At 40.5% G+C, this 24,312-nt stretch carries 21 protein-coding genes and 2 pseudogenes; 14 read left to right on the top strand and 9 right to left on the bottom strand.

Annotated features, from left to right (window positions below):
- The first annotated feature begins 55 nt into the window (after positions 1 to 55).
- The 4 genes from CDC33_RS19250 to metX all read left to right on the top strand — a co-directional run bounded on the left by CDC33_RS19250 (position 56) and on the right by metX (position 3,794).
- Positions 56 to 946: an SGNH/GDSL hydrolase family protein gene (locus CDC33_RS19250; RefSeq protein ID WP_109009882.1), complete on the top strand. Its 891-nt coding sequence runs from the start codon at positions 56 to 58 to the stop codon at positions 944 to 946.
- A 290-nt stretch (positions 947 to 1,236) separates the two neighbouring features.
- Entirely contained in the window at positions 1,237 to 2,541 is a 1,305-nt protein-coding gene (locus CDC33_RS19245) for an O-acetylhomoserine aminocarboxypropyltransferase/cysteine synthase family protein (protein ID WP_109009880.1), read from the top strand.
- Positions 2,542 to 2,745, top strand: a complete 204-nt coding sequence (locus tag CDC33_RS38900) for a hypothetical protein (RefSeq protein WP_181374075.1) — start codon at positions 2,542 to 2,544, stop codon at positions 2,743 to 2,745.
- A complete protein-coding gene (gene metX / locus CDC33_RS19240; protein WP_109009878.1) occupies positions 2,742 to 3,794 on the top strand; it encodes a homoserine O-acetyltransferase MetX in 1,053 nt (350 codons plus the stop codon). The genes CDC33_RS38900 and metX overlap by 4 nt, the downstream gene beginning before the upstream one ends.
- Before the next feature lie 541 nt (positions 3,795 to 4,335).
- Here the strand turns inward: metX and CDC33_RS19235 are convergent.
- The 3 genes and pseudogenes from CDC33_RS19235 to CDC33_RS40555 form a co-directional block, all read right to left on the bottom strand.
- The gene (locus CDC33_RS19235; protein ID WP_244919285.1) at positions 4,336 to 5,532 is read right to left on the bottom strand and encodes an aminotransferase-like domain-containing protein; all 1,197 of its coding nucleotides are present in this window, start codon (positions 5,530 to 5,532) and stop codon (positions 4,336 to 4,338) included.
- Positions 5,533 to 5,640: 108 nt separating this feature from the next.
- A pseudogene (locus tag CDC33_RS41325) lies at positions 5,641 to 5,787 on the bottom strand (GntR family transcriptional regulator); the annotation flags it as partial.
- Positions 5,788 to 5,799: 12 nt separating this feature from the next.
- On the bottom strand, positions 5,800 to 5,940 hold the full coding sequence (locus CDC33_RS40555) for a hypothetical protein (protein WP_244919284.1): 141 nt from the start codon (positions 5,938 to 5,940) through the stop codon (positions 5,800 to 5,802).
- A gap of 153 nt (positions 5,941 to 6,093) precedes the next feature.
- On the opposite strand from CDC33_RS40555, the gene CDC33_RS19230 reads away from it, so the two are divergent.
- Positions 6,094 to 6,309 (top strand): hypothetical protein, encoded by a 216-nt coding sequence (locus CDC33_RS19230; RefSeq protein ID WP_109012634.1) that lies wholly within the window; start codon positions 6,094 to 6,096, stop codon positions 6,307 to 6,309.
- 85 nt (positions 6,310 to 6,394) lie between these two features.
- Here CDC33_RS19230 and CDC33_RS19225 read toward each other — a convergent pair whose 3' ends face one another.
- Positions 6,395 to 7,981: a hydantoinase B/oxoprolinase family protein gene (locus tag CDC33_RS19225; RefSeq protein WP_109009876.1), complete on the bottom strand. Its 1,587-nt coding sequence runs from the start codon at positions 7,979 to 7,981 to the stop codon at positions 6,395 to 6,397.
- A 55-nt stretch (positions 7,982 to 8,036) separates the two neighbouring features.
- Here CDC33_RS19225 and CDC33_RS19220 point away from each other — a divergent pair, with 55 nt between their 5' ends.
- Positions 8,037 to 8,519 carry a GNAT family N-acetyltransferase gene (locus CDC33_RS19220; RefSeq protein WP_109009874.1) on the top strand — a complete coding sequence of 161 codons (483 nt, stop codon included), beginning with the start codon at positions 8,037 to 8,039 and terminating at the stop codon, positions 8,517 to 8,519.
- Between the two features lie 5 nt (positions 8,520 to 8,524).
- Here the strand turns inward: CDC33_RS19220 and CDC33_RS19215 are convergent, their stop codons facing one another.
- Together CDC33_RS19215 and CDC33_RS19210 are read right to left on the bottom strand one after the other, a co-directional pair.
- The gene (locus CDC33_RS19215; RefSeq protein WP_109009872.1) at positions 8,525 to 10,615 is read right to left on the bottom strand and encodes a hydantoinase/oxoprolinase family protein; all 2,091 of its coding nucleotides are present in this window, start codon (positions 10,613 to 10,615) and stop codon (positions 8,525 to 8,527) included.
- Between the two features lie 342 nt (positions 10,616 to 10,957).
- A pseudogene (locus tag CDC33_RS19210) lies at positions 10,958 to 13,767 on the bottom strand (ATP-binding protein).
- A 771-nt stretch (positions 13,768 to 14,538) separates the two neighbouring features.
- Between CDC33_RS19210 and tmk the strand changes: the two are divergent.
- Positions 14,539 to 15,174, top strand: coding sequence for a dTMP kinase (gene tmk, locus CDC33_RS19205; RefSeq protein ID WP_109009870.1), 636 nt, complete (start codon positions 14,539 to 14,541; stop codon positions 15,172 to 15,174).
- 122 nt (positions 15,175 to 15,296) lie between these two features.
- On the opposite strand, the gene CDC33_RS19200 is transcribed toward tmk, so the two are convergent.
- The gene (locus tag CDC33_RS19200) at positions 15,297 to 15,599 is read right to left on the bottom strand and encodes an acylphosphatase (protein WP_109009867.1); all 303 of its coding nucleotides are present in this window, start codon (positions 15,597 to 15,599) and stop codon (positions 15,297 to 15,299) included.
- A 318-nt stretch (positions 15,600 to 15,917) separates the two neighbouring features.
- Between CDC33_RS19200 and CDC33_RS19195 the strand changes: the two genes are divergently transcribed.
- From CDC33_RS19195 to CDC33_RS19185, 3 genes are all read left to right on the top strand, one after another.
- Positions 15,918 to 16,295, top strand: coding sequence for a DUF1823 family protein (locus CDC33_RS19195; RefSeq protein ID WP_109009865.1), 378 nt, complete (start codon positions 15,918 to 15,920; stop codon positions 16,293 to 16,295).
- A gap of 312 nt (positions 16,296 to 16,607) precedes the next feature.
- The gene (locus CDC33_RS19190; RefSeq protein ID WP_109009863.1) at positions 16,608 to 18,266 is read left to right on the top strand and encodes an alpha-amylase family glycosyl hydrolase; all 1,659 of its coding nucleotides are present in this window, start codon (positions 16,608 to 16,610) and stop codon (positions 18,264 to 18,266) included.
- Positions 18,267 to 18,614: 348 nt separating this feature from the next.
- Positions 18,615 to 19,670, top strand: coding sequence for a 3-deoxy-7-phosphoheptulonate synthase (locus tag CDC33_RS19185; RefSeq protein WP_109009861.1), 1,056 nt, complete (start codon positions 18,615 to 18,617; stop codon positions 19,668 to 19,670).
- A 409-nt stretch (positions 19,671 to 20,079) separates the two neighbouring features.
- On the opposite strand, the gene tnpA is transcribed toward CDC33_RS19185, so the two are convergent.
- Entirely contained in the window at positions 20,080 to 20,505 is a 426-nt protein-coding gene (tnpA, locus tag CDC33_RS19180; RefSeq protein WP_109009859.1) for an IS200/IS605 family transposase, read from the bottom strand.
- A 75-nt stretch (positions 20,506 to 20,580) separates the two neighbouring features.
- On the opposite strand from tnpA, the gene CDC33_RS19175 reads away from it, so the two are divergent.
- Together CDC33_RS19175 and CDC33_RS19170 are read left to right on the top strand one after the other, a co-directional pair.
- Positions 20,581 to 20,763 carry a hypothetical protein gene (locus CDC33_RS19175; protein WP_109009857.1) on the top strand — a complete coding sequence of 61 codons (183 nt, stop codon included), beginning with the start codon at positions 20,581 to 20,583 and terminating at the stop codon, positions 20,761 to 20,763.
- A gap of 279 nt (positions 20,764 to 21,042) precedes the next feature.
- Complete coding sequence (locus CDC33_RS19170) at positions 21,043 to 21,795, top strand: IS200/IS605 family accessory protein TnpB-related protein (protein WP_244919283.1); 753 nt, start codon at positions 21,043 to 21,045, stop codon at positions 21,793 to 21,795.
- Between the two features lie 135 nt (positions 21,796 to 21,930).
- On the opposite strand, the gene CDC33_RS19165 is transcribed toward CDC33_RS19170, so the two are convergent.
- Complete coding sequence (locus tag CDC33_RS19165; protein WP_109009855.1) at positions 21,931 to 22,434, bottom strand: 2TM domain-containing protein; 504 nt, start codon at positions 22,432 to 22,434, stop codon at positions 21,931 to 21,933.
- Positions 22,435 to 22,687: 253 nt separating this feature from the next.
- Between CDC33_RS19165 and CDC33_RS19160 the strand changes: the two genes are divergently transcribed.
- Positions 22,688 to 23,404, top strand: a complete 717-nt coding sequence (locus CDC33_RS19160) for an ROK family protein (RefSeq protein ID WP_109009853.1) — start codon at positions 22,688 to 22,690, stop codon at positions 23,402 to 23,404.
- Positions 23,405 to 23,613: 209 nt separating this feature from the next.
- Positions 23,614 to 24,168: a peptidoglycan-binding domain-containing protein gene (locus CDC33_RS41320; RefSeq protein ID WP_109009851.1), complete on the top strand. Its 555-nt coding sequence runs from the start codon at positions 23,614 to 23,616 to the stop codon at positions 24,166 to 24,168.
- Positions 24,169 to 24,312: the final 144 nt, after the last annotated feature.

The following is a 24,312-nucleotide window of genomic DNA, read 5'->3' as shown; positions in this document are numbered from 1 at the left end:
AATAATCATCAACAGTTGTAAAAACTATTGTCTTTAGGGTTTGCAGAAAAGTTTAATGCAAAGAAAAAAGTGGCTTTTAAGAACGGGACTTGCTCTCCTTATTTTTATCATGGTTGTAGCGGCAAAATTTATGGATAAAACTCATCCCATCTCAGAACTTTATGTATTTGGGGATAGTCTTTCGGATACAGGGATGGTATTCCGGGCGACAGGAGGAATGTACCCACCTAATCCAACTTACTTTCAGGGGCGTTACTCGAATGGTCGGGTTTGGATTGAGTATCTTGGCGAAAGCCTCCATCTCTCCTCTAAACAAACTCATAATTTTGCTTATGGAGGAGCAACTACTGGCAATGTTGGCAACAGCTATGTACCTAGCTTGCTAAATCAAGTGCAGACGTTTACGCAGACACATCAACATACGAATCCAGATGCTTTGTATGTGCTGTGGGCAGGGGCAAATGATTACTTGCAAGGAGTAAGCAGTGCAACTATTCCTGTTAAAAATGTGACAACGGCAATCAACTCTCTAACTGATGTGGGTGCTAAAAAGATTCTGGTTGCAAATTTACCAGATTTAGGACAGTTACCTGCCACTAGGAACAGCGCGAATTCTGGGAACCTCAGTGCATTAACCCAAGCACATAATCAAGGCTTGAGGCGATCGCTCAAGGTACTTAGTCAACAGCATTCCGATCTGGAGATTGTGCAATTAGATGCTAACGCGCTGTATCGAGATGCAATCGCAAATCCCACAGCCTTTAACTTTACTAATGTCATCAGTTCATGTTTGTCTGGCTCTAACACCTGCGGTAAACCAGACCAGTTTTTGTTCTGGGATGGCATTCATCCGACGGCTGCGGCTCATCGCATCATCGGGGAAACTGCTTTCTCAACAATTCAAGAAGCAGGGATAATTAATCCTCGTTCAATGTTGGTTCCCTAACTTAATTGAACAGTTTTTACAGAGATAAAATTCGTATCCGCTCAAAAATGTTTTAGATTACAACATTTTTCATCTATTTGAACCACAATTCTTGGTAGGGGCGCATAGCTAGCTGTGCGCCCCTACAGTATGTTTGAACTAAAAATAACTATAAAATACGGTAAGCTTTAAGAATTACCGTAGATTTCTTTAACACAACACTCAAATAGTGTATTACTTTCTTATATAATTCTTTCCTTCTGCCTCCTGCCCCCTGCCTTCTGCCTTCTGCCTTCTCTTAATAACTGCTTATGTCTGAACAATATCGTTTTGAAACCCTGCAAGTTCATGCTGGACAAGAACCGGCTCCCGGAACTAATGCTCGCGCTGTACCAATTTACCAAACGACTTCCTACGTATTTGACGACGCCGATCACGGAGCGCGGTTATTTGCTCTCCAGGAATTTGGCAACATTTACACCCGGATCATGAATCCGACGACGGATGTATTTGAAAAGCGAATTGCTGCTTTAGAAGGGGGTGTAGCAGCATTAGCAACAGCTAGCGGGCAGGCGGCGCAATTCTTGGCAATCACTACGATCGCTCAGGCTGGGGATAATATTGTTTCCACTAGTTTTTTGTATGGGGGAACATATAACCAATTTAAAGTATCACTACCACGTTTAGGTATTAACGTCAAGTTCGTCGAGGGAGATGATCCAGAAAGTTTCCGTCAGGCGATGGACGATCGCACCAAAGCGTTATACGTTGAAACCATTGGTAATCCTGAATTTAATATTCCCGACTTTGCAGCATTAGCTCACATTGCTCACGAAAACGGCATACCTTTAATTGTGGATAATACCTTCGGTGCTGGTGGGTATTTAGCTCGACCAATTGAACATGGTGCAGACATTGTAGTGCAATCTGCAACTAAATGGATTGGTGGACATGGTACTTCCATTGGTGGCGTAATTGTCGATTCGGGTAAATTTGACTGGGGTAACGGCAAGTTTCCCTTGTTTACCGAGCCAGCACCTGGTTATCATGGACTGAATTTTCAAGAAGTCTTTGGCCCTAGTGGTTCTTTTGGTAACATTGCCTTTATTATCCGCGCCAGAGTCGAAGGGTTACGGGATTTTGGCCCGTCCTTGAGTCCATTTAACGCCTTTCTTTTACTGCAAGGATTAGAGACTCTTTCCTTACGTGTAGATCGGCATGTAAGCAATGCCCTAGAATTGGCTCGGTGGTTAGAGCAACAAGAGCAAGTATTATGGGTTAATTATCCGGGACTTCCTAATCACCCATATCATGAACGAGCGAAGAAATATCTCCGGCATGGCTTTGGGGGAGTTTTAAACTTTGGCATCAAAGGTGGATTGGAGGCGGGTAAAGCTTTTATTAATCATGTAAAATTGGCGAGTCATTTAGCAAATGTTGGCGATGCTAAAACCCTCGTTATTCATCCCGCTTCCACAACCCATCAACAGCTAAGTGATGACGAACAGCTTTCAGCAGGTGTGACACCCGATTTGGTGCGAGTATCAGTGGGAATTGAACATATCGATGATATCAAAGAGGATTTCCAGCAGGCATTCTGGCAAGTTAGGAAATAAATGGGGAATGGGGAATGGGGAATGGGGCATGGGGCATTGGGCATGGGGCATTGGAAAAAAGGACAAGAGGACAAGGAGAATTGGGGACAAGGGGAAACACTTGTTGCAAGTTCTGATTTAAGTCCCCTTGTCCCCTTGCCTCCCCTGCTGCCCCTGCCTCCCCTGCCTCCCCTGCCCCCTGCTCCCACTCCCCACTCCCTATGATCTACTCAGACTTTATCTCACCACAAACCCAGTTTTACCAGTTGACAGTGCCATTTCAACTTGAAGGTGGCGAAACATTAACTGGGGTGCAGGTTGCTTATCGCACTTGGGGACAGTTAAATGCTCAAGGCGATAATGGGGTACTAATTTGTCATGCCTTAACTGGTTCGGCTGACGCTGATGATTGGTGGAAACCTTTGTTTGGTTCAGGGAAAGCTTTCAATCCAGAACACGATTTTATTGTGTGCAGTAACATTTTGGGAAGTTGTTACGGTACAACTGGGCCAACTACCATCAACCCAACAACGGGAAAGCCTTATGGTGTATCCTTCCCTGAGATTACAATCCGAGATATGGTTCACCTGCAAGCTGTACTACTAGAATACCTGGGTGTTCAATCTCTGCGTTTAGTAATAGGCGGTTCGCTCGGTGGGATGCAAGCACTGGAGTGGGCGTTATTATATCCAGAAAAAGTGAAAGCGATCGCACCTATTGCTGTTTCTGGCAGACATTCAGCTTGGTGTATTGGATTAAGTGAAACCCAAAGACAGGCAATTTATGCCGATCCAAACTGGCAAGGAGGGAACTACACCCTGGATGCGCCCCCAAATCAAGGGCTAGCAGTGGCGCGGATGATGGCAATGTCTACTTACCGTTCTTGGGATAGTTTTACAATTCGCTTTGGACGCCAGTATGATGCATCTGAGCAGTTTGCTATAACGAGTTACTTACAGCATCAAGGTCAAAAGCTGACAGAACGATTTGATGCGAACACTTACATTACCCTCACTCATGTAATGGATCGCCATGATGTTGCACGCGATCGCACAGTTCCTAATTTATCAGGTTATGAATCTGTTCTGCGAAGCATCCAGCAACCGACTTTAGTTGTCGCCATTGATTCTGATATCCTCTATCCTCCAGTAGAACAACAAGAATTGGCAAATTTAATCCCTAATGCTCAACTGGCTTGGCTGAAGTCAACCCACGGGCATGATGCATTTTTAATTGACATGGATGCATTGAATGAAATACTAATCTCTTTTTAGGACTTACGCAAAAATTGCTAAAAAGCTTAATTTCTCGAACCGCCAAGACGCCAAGAGCGCCGAGAATTCGTAGAGTGTGCGTAAGTCCTATCTTTTGTGCAAAGTTTAGATTTCCCAGCCTCCTAACTCGACAGATTTAGAAAAAAGTTTGGCGTTTCGAGTTCTGAGCTTGAACTTCCGAGATAAAAGCTCGGCCTTCCGAGTTCTGAGCTTGAACTTCCGAGATAAAAGCTCGGCCTTCCGAGTTCTGAGCTTGAACTTCCGAGATAAAAGCTCGGCCTTCCGAGTTCTGAACTTGAACTTCCGAGATAAAAGCTCGGCCTTCCGAGTTCTGAGCTTGAACTTCCGAGATAAAAGCTCGGCCTTCCGAGTTCTGAGCTTGAGTGATAAGGTTCAGAGGTTGAATTATAGAGAAAAAACCTTAACGCATCGCATTCACTGCTACAAAAACAAATGTAGAGCGGTGATTTATAATTGCCAAGATGTGACGCATTGTGCAAATCACCTTCAGCGCCAAGTAGATTAGGACATCTGTGCTAACCTACAAACTCTGAACAAGCGGTTGATAATTAGATATGCGATGTTTAACGACAAGCCGCTCTGTATTTACGCATCCTCTGGAAATATACTTTTTCAGCAACTTACCCACAATCGAAATACCTTGCTCAATCTCCTCTGGCGGCATACAGAAAGTCAGACGCATCGCTGGATAACCCTGCTTATCGGGGAAAAATGCCGAACCGCACGCCAGGTAGACATTTTGTGCAAAGGCTTCTTTACGAATTGTCCCAATCGGAATATCATCTGGTAACTGTACCCAGAGAAATAACCCACCCGTGGGAACTGTCCACCGGATCTCTTCAGGAAAATAACGCTCTAAAGCTTGCAACATGGTATTACGACTTTGCAGATTATCTGTGCGAAGTCGGCTGAGGTGACGGCGGTAATGTCCTGAAGCGAGATATTCGCTAACTATTGTTTGCGAAATACTGGATGTGTGCAAATCATGGAGCAACTTCCGCTCAATAATTGCTTGATAATGCTTACCTGTAACTACCATATAGCCCACTCGTAAACCAGGCATTAAAGTTTTAGAAAAAGTGCTTAAATAAGTCACTAAATTATTTTTATCTAAAGCTTTAATTGGTGCTGGCACAGCATCAAAATTTATGCCTTCATAAGCATTATCTTCTAAAATAGGACACTCATATTTTTCAGCTAATGCTAATAATTGCTGACGATGAGCTTGTGTTGTCGTCAATCCAGTTGGATTGTGAAAGGTACTAATCGTATAAATTAATTTCGGATGATGGCTGTGTAGATATTGCTTTAATAAATCTAAATTCATTCCCTCCGCAGTCATGGGAATGCCAATAATCTTAGCTCCTAAGTTTTCTAAGATTGAAATTGCACCATAATAGGTGGGAGCTTCGACAATCACCCAATCACCAGGTTGTACATAATAATTCATAGCTAATGACAACCCTTGCTGAGAGCCATTAGTAATAATTAAATCCTCTGGAAAAACCTCCAATCCTTGATGCACTAACATCTGAGCAATTTGTCTGCACAGAGTTAGCTGTCCTTGAGGCATCTCATGAGAAAAGAAAATATCAGCGTCATCTTGCCTTAATGCTCGTCTAGCAATCAGGTTAATATCCTTTGGTGGACGAGGATAACCGTAGCCAAAATTAATCATTCCTGGCTGTGTTTGTGCTTGCACCAGTGGAGTATACATTTCATAAAAAGAACACTTTCCTGGTTTTGTAATTATGACATTTTGGGCTGGAGCGAATTTAGATTCTAAGTTGGTGCTTTTAGGAGAAACGCTGCTGACAAAATATCCTGAACCTTGACGAGCAGAAACAATACCATCTGCTTCTAAAACGTTATATGCTTCAATAATCGTGAGTTTGTTAACTTGTAAACTTTCTGCCAGAGAGCGGATAGAAGGGAGGCGATCGCCACTTTTGAGTGCGCCAGATTTAATCAGATGACTAATGCGTTAGCGTAGCTCGCCGTAGGCATCGCGGATCTGTAAATAAATCGGTTTGTGTGACTGTCGTTCTAACAAAATTTTCATTTTGGCGCACTCGTCAATGACTAAAAAATCATCAATACTGGCAATATAAACTATTTTTGCCAAGTTCACCTAGTACAGTTGAGAGATTTTTTACTATACCAGTTGGGATGGCGCTTAACTGTACTAGATCAAATCTATTAAAACTGTACCTTCTCAGTTGAAAATTCTTAGGTGAAAGTAAAAGTAATAGTTCACTATTTGTTAGGTGCTTTCACTATGAATAAGTTTAATTTACTGTCAAATTTACGAAAATATTGGCAACATTTTACCATCTGGATGGCTAGTGCCTCTGACCTCCAAGTATGGCAGGAATCAGACTGGCGCGGTCAAATTTCTTATTGGCGTGCCTACGATCCAATGACAGGACGTTCTGCCTGTTTTGGTTCTGAAGAAGAAATGCGAGTTTGGATTGATAAGTGTTATTACAAATAAAATATTTTGACAATAAATGTGAGACATAGATAGTTCAGAACAGGCGATGACATTTAGAAACTTTTAATTCAGGAAATTACTGGTACTAGGAGACTTTACCAAATCCGCCTCCGCCAGGAGTTTCTATCACAAAAACATCCCCAGGTTCCATCTCTACTGTTGCTGTGCTGTCTAAATTCTCTTCAATTCCATTTTCACGTTGTACCCAGTTGCGTCCGATAACCCCAGCTTCCCCACCATTTAATCCAAAGGGAGGGACAACCCGATGTCCAGAGAGAATATTAGCTGTCATGGGTTCTAAAAAACGGATGCGGCGGACAACTCCATTACCACCAGAATATTGCCCTTTACCACCGCTATCATGACGAAGACTAAAGCTTTCTAAAAGTACAGGATAACGGGTTTCTAAAACTTCTGGATCGGTTAAACGGGAGTTAGTCATGTGAGAATGAATACCATCAGTTCCATCAAAATCAATTCCTGCTCCAGAGCCGCCGCAGATAGTTTCATAATATTGATATTGCTCATTACCAAAAGTAAAATTATTCATCGTTCCTTGAGAAGCAGCCATGACACCTAAAGCGCCATATAAAGCATCGACAATAGTTTGAGAAGTTTCGACATTACCCGCTACTACTGCTGCTGGATAAGTTGGATTCAGCATACAGCCAACCGGAATAATAATTTCTAGAGGGTTAAGACACCCGGCATTCAGAGGAATATTATCATCAACCAAAGTCCGAAAGACATATAAAACTGCGGCTTGAGTTACAGCTTTAGGAGCATTAAAATTACTTTTTAGTTGCCGAGAAGTTCCAGTAAAATCAATGGTAGCACTACGAGTTTCTGGGTAAATCGTCACTTTAACTTGAATTCGTGCCCCATTATCCATTTCATAAACAAATGAGCCATCCTTGAGAAGATTGATCGCCTTTCTTACCGACTCCTCAGCATTAGCTTGCACAAAGTTCATGTAAGCTTGAACAGTATCAACCCCGTATTGGGAAACCATTTTACAAAGTTCTTGTACTCCCCGTTCATTTGCGGCAATTTGTGCTTTAAAATCAGCGATATTTTGGTTAGGGTTACGAGCAGGATAAGTATGATTTGAAAGGTACTGTCTTACTGCGGTTTCTCGAAAATTTCCCTCTTCAACCAAGAGAAAATTATCAAAAATAAGTCCTTCCTCTTCTACTGTCGTACTGTGGGGAGGCATTGAACCGGGAGTAATTCCACCGATATCTGCTTGGTGTCCACGAGAAGCAACAAAAAATAGGGGAATTGGGCATTGGGCATTGGGCATGGGGAATGGATTATTATCACTATTTTCTATAAAAACAGGGGTAATTGCAGTTACGTCAGGGAGGTGGGTTCCACCGTTATAAGGGTTATTAGATAAATAGACATTTCCTGGTTTTAGGGTGTCACGTTTTTCGTTAATTAAACTGCGGACACTTTCGCTCATTGAGCCTAAATGTACAGGAATGTGGGGGGCATTAGCAACTAATAATCCAGATGAGTCAAAAATAGCGCAGGAGAAATCTAGCCTTTCTTTGATATTTACAGATGCTGCTGTATTTTGGAGAACAATTCCCATTTGTTCGGCGATAAATTGATAGAGATTTTTGAAGATTTCTAAGCGGACGGGATCTGGTTGCGTTGTTGTGTACATGTTTGATTCCTATTCTTTGCTAAAATTATCTACTAAAGTGATTAAAAGTAGTTAAATGAAAATTCGGCCTGCTACACCTGATGACATATTACTAATTTTTTCCTTTATCAAAAAAAAGTCTGAATTTGATAGAAACATTGGTGCTTATTCTGGTGTACTTCAAGTTACTGAGGAGAAAATACGTAAAACAATTTTTGGAACAGTCCCTTTCTCTTACGTTTTATTTGCAGAAACCTCAAAGTGTGTGGTTGGGTTTGCTTTATATGGATTCAGATATTCATCTTTTGTAGGGCAACCGAGTATTTGGCTTGATGATTTGTATGTGGACAAAGATATGAGAAGTCAGGGAGCAGGAGCCGCGTTAATGAGTTATTTAGCTCAAGTAGCAAAGGACAATGACTGTACCCATCTTGCTTGGAATACTGATATTCGCAACAGTCGCGGACTTAGTTTTTATGATAGGGTAGGTGCAAAAGTTACGGAGCAGAAAGGTAATCGCTATTTTTTAACCTGGACACCACAAATACTTGCTGTATAAGCAGTTTATAGACGCTGTAAAATTAAATGATTACGTTCGCTTAATCTTGCTTGCCAATTAGGTTCCACTACAATTGTGCTAATTTTTTCAACAACGATCGCAGGCCCATTAATACTCTCTTCTGGTTGTAAATCTTCTCGTCGATAAACAGGCGTATCATACCATCTATCAGCAGTAAACATCCTTACTATCTCAACGGCTTTGGGAGCTTCAACTATAGAGCGTGTACGAGTAATTAAAGGTTCTTCAGGAGTCTCCATTTTCTGAATTACTTCTACTGAGGCTGATTCGACAATTAAAGTTTTATCTAATTGAATAAAACCATAGCGGGATTTATGTTCATCCTCAAATTTTTGCTGCATCAATACCACATCATCGGCAAAGTTAACGGTTAAAGTAGAGTTAGTTCCTTCATATTTTAAGTTGACTTTCTGAACTATTTCTGTTTGAGGATTAACTTCATTTATTTCACTTCTAGCTTGAGTTTCTAAATATTCCATTAACTGGTGTAATTTAGGAATTAATGCTTGGGTTAAAGGCTGTTCTACTCCTGTTTCTCTAATTGCCCGGACATCAGCTAATCCCATTCCATAAGCAGAGAGAACACCAGCATAAGGGTGAAGAAATATTTTTTTCATTCCCAAGGTATCGGCAATTAAACAAGCAACTTGTCCGCCTGCACCGCCAAAACAACAAAGCACATATTGACTGACATCATAACCCCGTTGTAGACTGATTTTTTTAATTGCGTTCGCCATATTTTCCACTGCGATCGCAATAAATCCAGCAGCTACTTGTTCGGGAGTAGAATGATTTAATGTAGCGGCTTGAATATCTTGGGCTAATTGTGTAAATTGCTGAATTACAGTATCTTTATCTAAAGGTAAATTTCCATCAATTCCAAAAACCGACGGAAAATATTGCGGGTGGATTTTGCCTAACATCACATTAGCATCAGTAACCGCTAATGGCCCCCCGCGTCGGTAACAAGCAGGGCCAGGATTTGAACCAGCAGATTTAGGGCCGACACGATAACTAGAACCATCAAAAAAGAGAATTGAACCGCCTCCAGCCGCAATGGTATTAATTGCTAATACGGGAACTCGCATCCGCGCCCCAGCAATTTCTGAATCTAATTGTCGTTCATACTCTCCTTTAAAGTGGGCGACATCTGTACTTGTCCCTCCCATATCAAAGGTAATAACTAACTCAAAACCTGCTCTTTTACTAGTTTGTACTGCACCGACAATACCACCAGCCGGGCCACTTAAAATACTATCTTTGCCTTGAAATTGTTCAGCTGCGACTAAACCACCGTCAGATTTCATAAACATTAATTTTACTCCAGGTAACTGACTCGCTACTTGGTTGACATAGCGACGTAAAATTGGAGTTAAATAAGCATCAACTACTGTTGTATCTCCTCGACTGACTAATTTCATTAACGGACTAACTTGATGAGATACAGATATTTGTGTAAAGCCGATTTCTTGGGCGATTTTGGCTATTTCTTGTTCGTGTTTGGGATAGCGATCGCTGTGCATAAAAACAATCGCACAACTCCGAATTCCTATGTTGTAAACTACTTGTAATTCATTTTTGACTTGTTGAATATTTACAGGAATTAATTCATTTCCATGAGCATCATAACGTTCATCAATCTCAATTACCTGCTCATATAGCATGGTTGGTAAAACGATATGACAGGCAAAGATGTTAGGACGGTTTTGGTAGCCAATTCGTAGTGCATCTTTAAAACCTTTAGTGATGAAAAGAACGACGCGATCGCCTTTCCTTTCTAAGAGCGCGTTTGTTGCTACCGTTGTCCCCATTTTTACTACTTCTATCGCTTCAGTAGGAATGGATTCGTTGCTAGCAATACCCATGATATCTCGAATTCCTTGGATGGCTGCATCTTGATATTGTTCGGGATTGTCTGAAAGCAGTTTGTAGACTATAATCCATTGCTGATTAGGCAGAGTCACAATTAAAAAACGTTCAGGATGTCTTGAGAGTCTGTCTATAATTGCCTGATTATTAGTAACAGCAACAATATCTGTGAATGTACCACCGCGATCGGCAAAAACTTTTAACATAATTCTGTTTCCTCAACGCTATACAGGTAGCATAACAATGGGTTATGAAGTCTTTCTACTTCAGGTGTGGAATATTTTTCTACATTTCAGCTATATGTTGTCGAGAGTGTCCTAATAAAGATTGACAAATAATTTCTTTGTCAATTTCACTGATTTGTCTTCTATTTGAAGCTGTCTCTAATTTCTCAAAGAAAAGGTCAATATTAATATTTAGCTGTTCTATAACCTGTTGACAGTTTTGACATACCATAATTATCTATCATCCTTTTTTCAAAATGATAGTCTAATTCCTAACTTAGGTGATCCTATGGGTGTCGAACTAATTTCTATTTATGTTGACAATTAGATAGCTTGTTGGTTTAGTGGAATTACAATTACAAATTCTGTACCTTGTCCAGGAGCAGAAATACATTGTAATGTTCCCCGATGTTTTTGAGTGATAATCTGGTAACTAATAGATAAACCTAACCCAGTACCTTTACCAACTGGTTTAGTAGTAAAGAATGGTTCAAATAAGTGTTCTTGTACCTTTTCTGGAATGCCTGTGCCATTATCAGCAATGCGAATAACTACCTGATTTTCGCTAGTGAGTTTAGTATAAATGCGTATCTGGGGAGCAGGAAGCACTTTTTCCCCTACTCCCCACTCACCATTCCCCAGTCCCTCTTCTAAAGCATCGATCGCATTTGCTAGAAGATTCATAAATACCTGATTCAGTTGTCCAGCATAACATTCTACTAATGGCAGATCGCCGTACTCTTTGATAACTTCAATTGGTAGATAGTTAGATTTAGGCTTGAGGCGATGTTCCAGAATCAGCAATGTACTATCGATACCCTCATGGATATTCACAGCTTTCATTTCTGCTTCATCTAAGCGAGAAAAGTTTCGTAGAGATAGGACGATTTCTGTAATTCTTTCAGCGCCAACTTTCATAGAAGCTAGTAAGTTTGGCAAGTCTGCCATCAGAAAATCTAAGTCGATCGCTTCTGTTTCTTCTTGAATTTCCGTTACTGGATTAGGATAGTTTTGTTGGTATAATTGCAGCAGTCCCAATAAATCTTGGATATATTGATTGGCATAGTTTATATTGCCATAGATAAAGTTAACTGGGTTGTTGATTTCGTGCGCTACACCTGCTACCAACTGCCCCAAACTGGACATTTTTTCACTCTGCACCAGTTGAGATGCTAGCTGCTTTGCTTCTTGACGCAATTGTGCTTCTGAGTAGCGCAATATCTGCTCTGCTTGTTTGCGTTGGGTGATATCGTGGAGAATGACAACATACTCCTGAAAATCCTGATGGGGTCGGTCTGAGATGGAAATTTCTAGGATTTTGTTTTTTCCATTGTGAAGTAGGGTTTGTTCGCTGCGCTTTGTCCACTCTTCTGGATAGTAGACTAATGCAGGTAGCCATTTGTTAAGGTGATTTCCCTGCAACTCAGATGGCTTGATACCAAAGAAAGATTCAGTTGCTGGATTAGCTTGCTGGATAATACCTTGATCATTCACAACTAAAATACCATCCTGGGCAACAGTAAACAGGTGTTCGGCAGCTTCTCGTGCTTCTGCGATCGCCACCACTTGCGGTAAACTTGTCCAACAAGCGATCGCTACTCCCACAAATGCCACCGTCATCAGCAGCACCACAAATAGATTTTCACCCCCCGCAGTTGCAACTTTGTTAAATTTGACACCGAATAACCAGCCAACTCCTACTGCGCTGCACAGTAAAAATATCAGGATGCTCACTTGGAGAACTACTGAGTCTTTGATAAATACTACAGGGCGCGATTTATATCGCCGCATCCACCAATTGGCATGGAATGGAGGAAAATTCACACGGCGAATCACTGCATCAATTCCCATAACACCAATGGGAAATAATAGCCCAATTAGCAAGTTGAGCCAACCCCAGGCAAGTCCGCCCACCACTAGCACCACAACTTCTAACAGCAGAATGGCCAAAGATATGCGAGGAAACAAAACTTCCGGGCGATCGCGCCGCAACCAAAGCCCCAAATGCAATAACATAAAGGAGACAAACCAGCCAACATTACCAATGGCTACGATTCGCGCCACATCTCCCCAAATTAGATAGATTAGGCATAGCACCAGTGTCAATGTCAATGCTGGGACAAACACACCCCGGCGTGATACAACGGAAAATACTGATGAAATGTGTTTGTCTAACGCCAACTGATACAAAATTCGCGGGCAATTAGAAACGACCGTTGCCGAACCTAAAAGACTTGCAGCCACCAGCAAAAAGGAAACACTTATAGCGGCTGATTTTCCCCAGAAGGGCTGAGAAGCCGCCACAAGATTCAGAAAAGCATTGTCTTTGAGGCTTGAATCTGTTGCTAACCGCATCATTACCCAAGACCCCCTAAAAAAATAGGTGGCATCATCCAAGCCGCAACATCTAGAAAGCGCAGCGTCTGAGTGGGTTGGCGACTATCGGCGACAAAAGAAGAAGCTGTTTCACAACTGTAGGTGGCATAAGTGACGAAAAAGAACCACTTTGCCCAATCTACAAAGCTCAAAAATGACCAATTGCTAGGAAAAAACCCAGGACTATCACTAGAGAACGTTAACCAGCCAAGACCCTCTACACAAAATATTATTAGCAGTCCAAAGGCTGGAATTATAAAAAACAAATGTAAAATACTTAGGGCGCGAGTCCCACTAAACGCCACGATAAACGGCAACAGTGTAAAGCCAATATCCAGCAATATTTCTGGGCAGGCAATACCCAGCGCCTGCATATTCACCTGAATTAAATCTCTGAGTACGATGGTATTAACTGCTAAGTAGGAAACCCAGTTAAGGAGGTATCCAATTGCGGCATAGCAAGCTAATTGTGGGTAGTTTTGCAGCAGCTTGGTAGCATAATTAGGTGTTCCTCCAGCCACATTCATAAAATGCATACCCAAGCGTTTTACCTGATAATTGAGCAGCATTCCGAAAATCACCGCAGGTATCCAGACAAAAATAGCTTGGGAACCGAGAGCAGCATGAATTGCTGGAACCAATGCTGTCCAGGAAATATGAGCTGTCAAGCCAAAGCCCCAACTTTCAACAGCACTCAGGCTTCTAGTCAAGTGAGGGTAAGAGGATTGGCCCAAAGTAGCATGAGCAGGATGGGACATGATTGGCAGTGCTGGGTGCGATACTGTAATTAAGCTTATTAGCTAGAGTTCCCATCTCTTAAATTTTCTGAACAGAGAGTAGGGGCGCACAGATGTCATTGGTGTCAACTTAACGTAAAAGCCTATTGTGATAAGCATCTCATAATTTTTCGGTGTACCACCTAGATTTTAGATCCCCCCTAACCCCCCTTAAAAACCTACCGTGTACACACAAGTCGAATTTCTTCTTAAATCCCAAAGATTACCTACTTAATCGCAGTGATGGTTATTGAATTCGGGCGGTCGTTTATTGAATTCGGGTACTCGTTTATTGAATTCGGGTACTCGTTTATTGAATTCGGGTACTCGTTTATTGAATTCGGGTGCTCGTTTATTGAATTCGGGTAGTCGTTTATTGAATTCGGGTAGTCGTTTATTGAATTCGGGTAGTCGTTTATTGAATTCAAGCAGTGGTTAGGGTGCAATACGGTTCAGTTATGGACAAGACTTATCCAAATTAATAGGACTTACGCACACTCTACGAATTCTCGGCGCTCTTGGCGTCTTGGCGGTTCGAGAAATTAAGCTTTTTAGCAATTTTTGCGTAAGTCCTATTAAGAAAAAACGAACCACATAGACGCGAAGCGGCTTCCCGCAGGGTAGGGCGCAAAGGACACAAAGGAATAAGAGTTTCAGAGAGTTTTTGCGTAAGTCCTGAAAGGTTTTTGGCGCTAACCCAAGCGTATTGCCTTATATCCAAAAGTTATTTTTAAAGTAGTAAACATAAAAAGTATGAATGGCAAATTAATTGTATTTGAAGGGGTAGAAGGCTGTGGTAAAACCAGCCAAATGCAGCTTTGTTCTAAGTGGTTGGAAAGTCTGGGTGTTTCTGTGGTGGTTACTCGTGAACCCGGTGGAACAGAGTTAGGCTTACATCTTCGCCGCTTGCTATTAGAGAAGACGGAGGATAAACCAGTTGCACAAGTGACAGAACTTTTGTTGTATGCTGCTGACCGATCGCAACACGTTGAACAAGAACTTAAACCGCAACTGCAAGCAGGGAAATATATTTTATGCGATCGCTACACTGACTCTACCATTGCCTACCAAGGATATGGTCGCGGTCTTAACATGAGTTTAATCAATCAGCTTAATCATATTGCCACTGCTGGTTTAGAGAGTGACTTAACTATTTGGCTAGATGTCGATGTCGAAGTAGGACTAGCCCGTAAACGAGGAGATGGAATAGGGTTAGACCGCATTGAACAAGAAACAATCGCTTTTCATCGGCGCGTTCAGCAAGGATACGCAGAGTTAGCAGCATCCTATCCCTCAAGAATTGTGCGGGTAGATGGCAGTTTGAGTAAAGAAGCTGTACAACAAGTCATTCAAGGAATTTTGCGCGTACACTTGAAGGAGTTGCCATAGGCAGACCAATGATTAACGAACTTTGGGGGTTTAAGTCCCCAGCAAGATAGGCAGCACGTTTTGTGTCGGGGTCTAAATCCCCGTCACAAAACGTAATTGCGAATTGCGAATTGCGAATTGGTTTAATCAACCCGTTTAACTTCAAATCCCCGTAACCCTTCCGGTTCTTCATACTCAACCACAACATCTTGAACTACAGCAGCAGGTGGCCCAGAGTGACACCAGCGAACCATGTTATCTACAATATCTTGCGCTCCTTCAAAGACTGCCTCTACTCGATTATCAGGGAGATTTCGCACCCAGCCGGTTAATCCCAACTGCCTAGCTGTATCTACAGTGGAATACCGATAGCCAACTCCTTGGACTCGGCCAGAAATGAATACATGGGCGCGGATGATCTTTGGCAGTGCTGTAGAATTCTGCATAGACTGGTATAATCTTTACGATTTCCAGTCTACCTAGTTTGTGTATACACAAGCTGTTTTTAACTCCAACTAACGAAATTAATCCTGGTCTTCGTCATCATCACCGCGATGTTTGTACTTGCCACCGACTATTCCCCTATTCCCATAATTTTCCTGCTGAGTTAGCGAATCTCCTGATTCAGAGTCACTTTAGTAATTTGTCTATCTTTTGGAAGTGTCACAGAGTAGTGATAAAGTATTTTTCAACACCTACTAACTGTAGTGAATTTAATTAATCAGTAGTTAGTTTCTAAACTTGGAATTTTGAATTGCTTGCTTATGTCTAACTTGCCACCACTCAATACAGAAACAATTTGGGCAATTCTTGAGGAAAAACTTGATGATGCCACAGTCAACGAGTTGCTATGGCATTATTTAGGCTATCGCTATGATTCCTCAACTGCACAATGGGACACTAGCCTAGTTGCACCAGAATGGCAAGATGATTACCCCCAACCACCAAATTTTATTGAATCTCGCCCCGCAACAGTCAAGTTGACTCGTTCAATTACTGTTGAAAATAAACAACTGCTCAAAGAAAAGCTGGGTTTCAAAGGTTACAAAATTGGGGAATTTGGGCCTCGGCAAACTCGCAGGGCGACAGCCGCAGGTTGGTTATTAAGTTATCTGCAACAAACTAACGGCAAAATTGAGTAATCTTATACAGCAGGTATTTAGCAATAACCATTTTAGTTTTACTTAATATTTGCTAATTAATAACTTCATAAACACCTTTAAAATTTAGTATTATAGGCAGCGAGTGTACTAAATATATTCTGAATATTATTTAAAAAACAAATTCTAAAAACAGTCAAAAATAGCTAACAAGTAACTATTTTTATAAAATTTTTATAAATTCATCCTCAAGATAGAAGCACTAGTTATAGAATTATTTCTTTAGAGCGATTTGTAAATTCAATTAAGTATCCGAAAATACTTCTATCAACCCTTGATATTACAAACATTTCTATGGCAAAGCCAATTGAATTTAGTTTATTTGCACCTTATAACAAAGGAGCTGCATTAATTGGTTCTTTTTCTGATTGGCAAGAAATTCCAATGGAGAAAGGTGATGATGGTTATTTTCGTACAAGCGTTGAACTAGAAGACGGCGTTTATAAATATAAATTCCGTGTCCAGTCAAATTCATGGTTTTTTGAACCAGAACAATGGGTTGATGTTACAGATCCTGAGGTAACTGATGTAGATGAACAGAGTGGAAAAGATGATGGCGTTATCCGGGTCAAAGATGGCGAAAGGATTACCGATACCTATATTTGGCAACATGATGATAAACCTTTACCTGCTGACCACGAATTAGTAATTTATGAATTGCATGTTGGTGACTTTTCTGGTGGTGAGGATGACCCTTATGCACGAGGTAAGTACAAACACGTCATTGAAAAGTTAGATTATTTATGCGAACTAGGAATCAACGCTATTGAGTTGATGCCACTTAAAGAATATCCTGGTGATTATAGTTGGGGTTATAACCCCAGGCACTTCTTTGCAACAGAATCTAGTTATGGTTCTACTGCTGAGTTAAAAAATTTGATTGATGAGTGTCATGGTAAAGGTATTCGTGTAATTCTGGACGGTATTTATAACCACTCAGAAGCATCTGCTCCCTTAACACAAATTGACCACGATTATTGGTATCATCATGAACCCCGTGACCCTGATAATAACTGGGGCCCTGAGTTTAATTATGAACATTATGACGAAAAATTAGATATTAAACCAGCGTGGAAATTTATTGGTGAAACAATCCGTTTTTGGATATCAGAATATCATATTGATGGGATTCGCTATGATGCGGCGCGGCAAATTGCTAACTACGATTTCATGCACTGGATTGTTCAGGAAGCCAAAAAAACTGCTAGCATGAAGCCTTTTTATAACGTTGCCGAACATATTCCTGAAACTACCAGCATTACCAATGTAGATGGGCCAATGGATGGTTGCTGGCATGACAGTTTTTATCACTGCATTCTAGAACATATCTGCGGTGATACATTTGATTTAGAGCGTCTCAAAGATGTCATTGACTGCAAGCGCCAAGGCTTCTTAGGTGCCACCAATGTAGTAAATTACCTCACGAACCACGACCATAACCATGTCATGGTTGAATTAGGAAACCGTGAGATTTTTGACGAAGAAGCTTTTAGGCGGGTTAAATTAGGAGTAGCCATCCTAATGACTGCTGTTGGCGTACCTTTAATTTGGATGGGAGAAGAATTTGGGGAGTACAAACCTAAACAACCCGAATCATCGAAAATCGATTGGACGCTGTTAGGTAATGATTTAAATCGTAGTTTATTTGAATCATACAAAGGCTTAACCAACCTACGTAAAAGCAGTCATGCTCTTTACACAGAAAATATTGATTTTATCCACGAAAATCCAGAGGCTAAAGTATTAGCTTATACTCGTTGGAATGATGAAGGTTCTCGTGTAGTCGTAATTGCAAATTTCTCTGAAAATTTCCTAGCTGACTATCATGTTCCTAACTTTCCTAGCCCTGGTACATGGCATGAGTGGACAGGCAATTATGATGTCGAAGCTGGTGACGATGGCATCATAACTGACTTGGGCCCATACGAAGCCAAAGTCTTTGTATGGCAGTAATTATATAGGATTACTATTTGATTTTTGAACGAAATTAGGTATTGTAGAGTGTGTTAGAACGGAGTTCGTAACGCACTACTATCACAGGTTTGATGCCGTACTCTCTGTGCTAACACATCCTACGTATATTTTCAAAAATCAAACCGGATTCGTATATAGACTACTACTGAGCAGATAGCCCAATAGTAAAAAAAAGGGGGAAATATTTCCCCTTTTTCAGTTATTACCTTATTTACATACAATTTAGTGATAAATTTGTCAAGCAAAAAATAAGTCATTTTAAAATTTCATGGGTTTGTGTTACACTCTTGATTTGAAGTGCGTATATAAAATTGCCAGAGCATCCCCATGCACAACAAATTATTTAATAGTAATATCGACAATGCTAACATTGAGAACGATCGCATTTTATTAACTCCCAATGAAATCAAATCAAAATTACCTTTAACACAATTAGCCGAGCAAAGAGTTTTAGCATATAGGCAAGAAATAGAACAGATCCTAGATTTTCAGGATCGGAGAAAATTTATCGTAGTTGGGCCATGCTCAATCCACGACCCAAAAGCAGCACTCGAATATTCTGAGAGATTGAAAAGATTGGCCGAGCGAGTGCAGGATAAGCTGCTACTAATTATGCGAGTGTACTTTGAAAAACCAAGAACAACCGTAGGCTGGAAAGGGTTAATTAATGATCCAGATATGGATGATTCTTTCCATGTAGAAAATGGATTATTAATTGCACGGGAACTATTATTAAAAATTACAGAATTGGGATTACCTGCTGGTACAGAGGCACTAGATCCAATCATACCTCAATATATTAGTGAACTAATTACGTGGTCTGCCATTGGGGCACGCACAACCGAATCACAAACTCACCGCGAAATGGCAAGCGGACTTTCCATGCCTGTGGGTTTTAAAAACGGTACTGACGGGAATATTCAAGTAGCTTTGAATGCCTTACAATCAGCTAGAAACCCGCATAATTTTATCGGAATTAATCAAAACGGACAGGTTAGCGTCTTTCAAACTAAAGGTAATGGCTACGGTCACGTAATTTTAAGGGGTGGTAGTCAACCTAACTTTGATCCAGCAAATGTCAAACTGGTAGAAGAGAAATTAAAACAGGCAGATTTACCACCGAGGATTGTTATTGACTGTAGCCACGGCAATACCAATAAAGATTACAAATTACAAGGCGCTGTCTTAGAAAATATTATTCAGCAAATAGTAGATGGTAATACATCAATAGTTGGCATGATGCTGGAATCGCATTTGCATGAGGGTAGTCAACCAATTACTGGTAAAGAAGAATTAAAATATGGGATTTCTGTAACTGATAAATGTATTGGCTGGGAAGAAACCGAAAAAATTATTTTAGCTGCTCACGAAAAACTTAAATAAATACCTTGGTTACAAAATGAGTTCCGGTGAGCAAGCGATCGCTGTTAACTACGACGGCGATCGCATATAGGAATCGTATTTGATTTTTGAAATTATTTATGTGGGCGGGGAGTAGGGAGTAGGGAGTAGGGAATAGGGAATTAGGCTTTTCGATCTGTACCGAGCTTTTTCAGAAATCAAACATTAGTCCTATATCAGTTAATTCGCTCTAGTAGTACCTCATTAATAACTGTTTGATAGCCTTATTTAGATTTACTCCAGTGGTATTACAGAACCAATATTGCGGTAAATATTACCCCGAATTCTCCTGCGGGGTATTTTTTTGAACAAAAATGTTGAGCGCAGTCCCTACCTAAACTTCGTTTTAGGTAGGGTTAGGGAAACCAGTATAAAATGCTCCCGCAACGATTCATTCTGGTTTCTCTTGGTTCTGGACATATTCTATAAGTTTATCCAGTGGTGCTTGTGCGCCAACACTAATTAACGCATAAGAACCAGACCAAAACTGAGGTTTTTCTGCCCAATAAAACTTTTTTAGATGTTGAGAAAATTCAGAGCGTAACTTCCGAGAAGTTACAGTTTTTATATTATTTACTAATTTAGATAAGTCAACACTGGGATGAGTCTCAATCAACAGATGCAGATGATCTGCTTCTCCACCAAACTCAATTAACTCACATTCCCATTTAAACAGTAATTCATTGATGATTGATTTCATCCTGGTGAGTATTTCCGCCGTTAAAGATTTGCGACGGAATTTAGTTACCAGAACTAAATGATAGATGAGTCTAAAAGCACTGTTAGAACGGGTTTTTAGCTTGATATCATTATCCATAACTAATTCAATAACTATATTGACAATTAAACAGGAGCTTGGTAGTATATCTTTGTCAAGGTCGAGACAAAGCCAATGAGTAAAGCAAGAACTAAAAAGAAACCCATACAGGAAGTTAGAACCGATGTTTGGGAGTTAGTAGCGGATAAAGAGCAAAAACGCCAAATGGTTTTAACAGTAGAGGTATATCAATACGGTTCGGATAAGCATTTTTCACTTTCCTTGTGGTCTGGGGAAAGGGTAAGGGGTAAAGGGTAAAGGATGTATTGAAAACCAATACCTTTTCCCTTTGCCCTTTAACCGAACCGTATTGGACTAACTGCAACGTGCAAAACTTATCCTGCTTTATATAAAGGTCAGCAGGTAAAGTATGGTTTAAATTATCAAACTGTTGATATGAAAGTGTGGAGTGGAACTGATTGGGTATGGCTTAACAATATTCAAGTCAAAAGGCATGGTTGATCTCGTCATCTAATTGATGGTAATCAGATACAATCACCTGCTCTAGTTGTTAGCAAAAACAAAAGTCAACTTTCTATGCCCGTTCAAATTAAGAAGGTTGATACAGAAGACTCTGATTTTGTATGCAGTGTTGATATGGGCATTAACAATGCTGCTACAGTCTCAATTGTTGGTAAAAACGGTACTGTAAAGGCAAGGAAGTTCATTAACCCTGCCAGAGACATAGACCGCAGAAATCAACGTAGAATGATGATTAGGAAGAAATCATCACAAACAGCTAATCTAACAAAACGAAAACTACCTACTGGTTTTTGCAAAGGACTTTACCGCAAGTCAGCCAACATCAATTTAGAAATATCTCGTAAGGTTATGAGAGACATTGTGGAGTTTGCGAAAACTCACAATGTTAAAGTAATTGTGTTTGAGAATTTATCTGGATGGAAAGCTAAGGCAGGTAGAAAGGGTTCTCTGCAAAAGCAAAAATTCCATCTTTGGTGTCACTGTAAAATAGTTGAGTTGACACAACAAAGATGGAATGAATTGGGAGGTAAAATAATTTTTATTAACCCTAAATACACCAGTGCTTACGCTTTTGATGGAAGTGGTAAGGTTAGAAGGAGTAAGATTAATTACTCTTTGGCTGTATTTAAAAATGATAAGCAGTACAACGCTGATCTCTCTGCTTCTTACAATATTGGTGCTAGATACTGGTACTCGTTAATTGTAGGAGATAAGCACTTTTCTAGAGTGTTCGTAGGCAAAAGTTCCAACGACACACTGAGAACGCCAGTAACTCTGGATACGCTGAGAAATCTTAGGGTTTCCTAGCGAAAGAATCCCCAACTATATTGCAAGCAATTAGTTGGGGTGCGTTCAATTAGCAATGTTTACGACAATCTGGTTTACTAGATGCTGCGCGTAGCCTGCTTCTGGGTGGGGGTACGCTAAAGCCAAGCAAATCTATTAAGCCTGTAATGCCTTAAACCACTTATTCAAAACTGTACTGATGGTTTTCTTAATCTCATGCTTACGATTCCACTTCTGGAAAGCCATTTCATACTCTTCGCCTTTCATTTGAAAGGTATTCCAGACATCCAGTCCTACAGGCAATCCGCAGAATAGTAAAATGTACAGTGACCAAGAAATTCCGCCACCAGTGATTAAATTTAGGAGTATAAAAAAGCCATTGAAAATTGCATAATTCCCTAGCCGCTTCTGAAATCTTCTGATCCGGTAAGCGTCAAAAGCCCTTCGCTGTTGGACTTGTCCCTGTTGTATTACCCAATCGCGTTCTGCTAACTTTAAAGAATCAGGTGAAATTTCTAACTCAGCAGCAATTTCTAATATCTGCTCATAAGAAAATTCTGTATCTTTGTCGTCAGCTTGACGAGCGATCGCTAATTGCAGAATTTGTTGAACATCATCTTGGGTATAAGAGCGAAGGCTCTTGGGTTCAAATGTTGTCATAATTCTTTCTCTTATATTACTTTTAATAGAAATTTGCTACCCAATAGATTTTAAGCAGCTACGCCAGTACTATTTCCATTATTCTTACATTAGCAAATCTATTAGTCATTAGGCATTAGTTATTCTCCCCTTACCTCCCTACTCCCTACTCCCCACTCCCCACCAATATAAAGACTCTCCAAATATCTAGATATTATTAAGATGCAGCAGAGGATAATAACTAGGTAACAAGCAGTAAGAAGGATGTAATTCAATGGTTGACGAAAATGGATCGATTCGTACCCTATCGGTTGATATTGGCGGTAGTGGCGTTAAGGCTATGGTTTTGGATATTACGGGGAATCCTGTAACAGAAAGAGCGCGTTTAGATACACCCCAACCTGCTACACCAGAGGTTGTAATTAATGCAATTGTTGTCTTAGCAGCCGCTCAAGGTGAATTCCATCGCGTTTCGGTCGGTTTTCCCGGTGTGGTGCGGTGTGGAGTCACGGAAACTGCGGTAAACCTACATCCAGATTGGATTGGATTTGATTTGGAAACAGCATTATTAAAACATTTAAACAAGCCTGTACGGGTAATTAATGATGCAGACATGCAGGGGTTTGGTGCGATCGCAGGTAAAGGTGTGGAATTGGTGATTACTCTGGGTACGGGGTTTGGTTCGGCTTTATTTGTAGATGGTAAGCTAGTGCCGAATATGGAAATGGGACATCACCCGTTTCGTAAAGGAGAGACTTTCGAGCAACAGTTGGGGCGTGCAGAGTTAGAAAAAATTGGTGAGAAAAGATGGAACAAGCGTTTAGAAAAAGCGATCGCATCCTTGGAACATCTGTTCAATTATGATTGCCTTTACATTGGCGGCGGTGAAGCTGTGAGAGTGAATTTACAGCTACCGTTAAATGTAAAACTCATCCCCAATATCACTGGTTTGTTAGGCGGTATTGCTTTATGGCGAGATGAGAAAAGGTAAAAATTTCAGTATCCACAACTGAGTGTATTAAGCGATATCTCTGAGGGGCTACGCCTACGCACTTTTTATTAAGGTGCTTCTTTCTCAATATTTAAAAATTTTACAAAAATTAACACAGATTAGGTAAGAGAATTGCACAGACATGATGTTCAGTCCTACTGTGGAATTTTATCATATAGTAATCTAAATTCTAGTTAAAATGAATTACAATGACTGAAATTGGTCTGATGATGACGAGGGTGTTAACAATAAGACAAGCATCTGAAGCCAATTTGCCACAGCAGCAATTAGTTCAGATGGAGAATGACGTAAACCAATCAAAACAGAGTCAGTTAGAGATAACTGCTCAAACCACACCACCTGAATTCATGCAGACAGATTGGATTTCTCAGGCTTCTTCCTGTGCGATCGCACCAGAGAAAAAACATATACTTAAGAAAATCAGCAAAAAGAATCCCGGACTAGGTTCTTCTAACTTAGGTGAGTCTAATAAGTATTCTCAGTCTAGAGATAAAGTGCGTACAAAGGCTACAGGACAGTTCCAAAAGTTTAGTAGTCAACCTATGCCGACTCTTTCTTTCGGTAGCTCTGGTGTTGCTGTCAGAGCCTTACAACGGTTGTTAATATCTAATGGTTATGCCGTTAGAGTGGATGGAATCTACGGCGCATTGACAGAGACTGCTGTCAAAGCCTTTCAAAATCAGCAGAATTTAGCAACAGATGGAGTAGTTGGTAAACAAACTTGGCAGGCGTTGACAATTTAGTTAGGAGTAGAGACGCGATTAATCGCGTTTCTACAGGAGTTAGGAGTTATGAAACTTCGTGTTATTCATAATTCCTGATTCATTTGTGAAAATTTAATAAAAAATAATTTTTGTCAATTGGTAATAATGCTGAAAGTTTTCTAG

The sequence above is a fragment of the Nostoc commune NIES-4072 genome (assembly GCF_003113895.1).
In the GTDB taxonomy this organism is placed as follows: domain Bacteria; phylum Cyanobacteriota; class Cyanobacteriia; order Cyanobacteriales; family Nostocaceae; genus Nostoc; species Nostoc commune.
This window is presented reverse-complemented; position numbering and strand designations above follow the sequence as displayed.

Excerpts from the sequence above, each read along its gene's own strand:
- CDC33_RS19250 (WP_109009882.1), top strand. The coding sequence starts at position 56 with ATGCAAAGAAAAAAGTGGCTTTTAAGAACGGGACTTGCTCTCCTTATT.
- CDC33_RS19245 (WP_109009880.1), top strand. The coding sequence starts at position 1,237 with ATGTCTGAACAATATCGTTTTGAAACCCTGCAAGTTCATGCTGGACAA.
- CDC33_RS38900 (WP_181374075.1), top strand. The coding sequence starts at position 2,542 with ATGGGGAATGGGGAATGGGGAATGGGGCATGGGGCATTGGGCATGGGG.
- metX (WP_109009878.1), top strand. The coding sequence starts at position 2,742 with ATGATCTACTCAGACTTTATCTCACCACAAACCCAGTTTTACCAGTTG.
- CDC33_RS19235 (WP_244919285.1), bottom strand. The coding sequence starts at position 5,532 with ATGTATACTCCACTGGTGCAAGCACAAACACAGCCAGGAATGATTAAT.
- CDC33_RS19230 (WP_109012634.1), top strand. The coding sequence starts at position 6,094 with ATGAATAAGTTTAATTTACTGTCAAATTTACGAAAATATTGGCAACAT.
- CDC33_RS19225 (WP_109009876.1), bottom strand. The coding sequence starts at position 7,981 with ATGTACACAACAACGCAACCAGATCCCGTCCGCTTAGAAATCTTCAAA.
- CDC33_RS19220 (WP_109009874.1), top strand. The coding sequence starts at position 8,037 with ATGAAAATTCGGCCTGCTACACCTGATGACATATTACTAATTTTTTCC.
- CDC33_RS19215 (WP_109009872.1), bottom strand. The coding sequence starts at position 10,615 with ATGTTAAAAGTTTTTGCCGATCGCGGTGGTACATTCACAGATATTGTT.
- tmk (WP_109009870.1), top strand. The coding sequence starts at position 14,539 with ATGAATGGCAAATTAATTGTATTTGAAGGGGTAGAAGGCTGTGGTAAA.
- CDC33_RS19200 (WP_109009867.1), bottom strand. The coding sequence starts at position 15,599 with ATGCAGAATTCTACAGCACTGCCAAAGATCATCCGCGCCCATGTATTC.
- CDC33_RS19195 (WP_109009865.1), top strand. The coding sequence starts at position 15,918 with ATGTCTAACTTGCCACCACTCAATACAGAAACAATTTGGGCAATTCTT.
- CDC33_RS19190 (WP_109009863.1), top strand. The coding sequence starts at position 16,608 with ATGGCAAAGCCAATTGAATTTAGTTTATTTGCACCTTATAACAAAGGA.
- CDC33_RS19185 (WP_109009861.1), top strand. The coding sequence starts at position 18,615 with ATGCACAACAAATTATTTAATAGTAATATCGACAATGCTAACATTGAG.
- tnpA (WP_109009859.1), bottom strand. The coding sequence starts at position 20,505 with ATGGATAATGATATCAAGCTAAAAACCCGTTCTAACAGTGCTTTTAGA.
- CDC33_RS19175 (WP_109009857.1), top strand. The coding sequence starts at position 20,581 with ATGAGTAAAGCAAGAACTAAAAAGAAACCCATACAGGAAGTTAGAACC.
- CDC33_RS19170 (WP_244919283.1), top strand. The coding sequence starts at position 21,043 with ATGCCCGTTCAAATTAAGAAGGTTGATACAGAAGACTCTGATTTTGTA.
- CDC33_RS19165 (WP_109009855.1), bottom strand. The coding sequence starts at position 22,434 with ATGACAACATTTGAACCCAAGAGCCTTCGCTCTTATACCCAAGATGAT.
- CDC33_RS19160 (WP_109009853.1), top strand. The coding sequence starts at position 22,688 with ATGGTTGACGAAAATGGATCGATTCGTACCCTATCGGTTGATATTGGC.
- CDC33_RS41320 (WP_109009851.1), top strand. The coding sequence starts at position 23,614 with ATGACTGAAATTGGTCTGATGATGACGAGGGTGTTAACAATAAGACAA.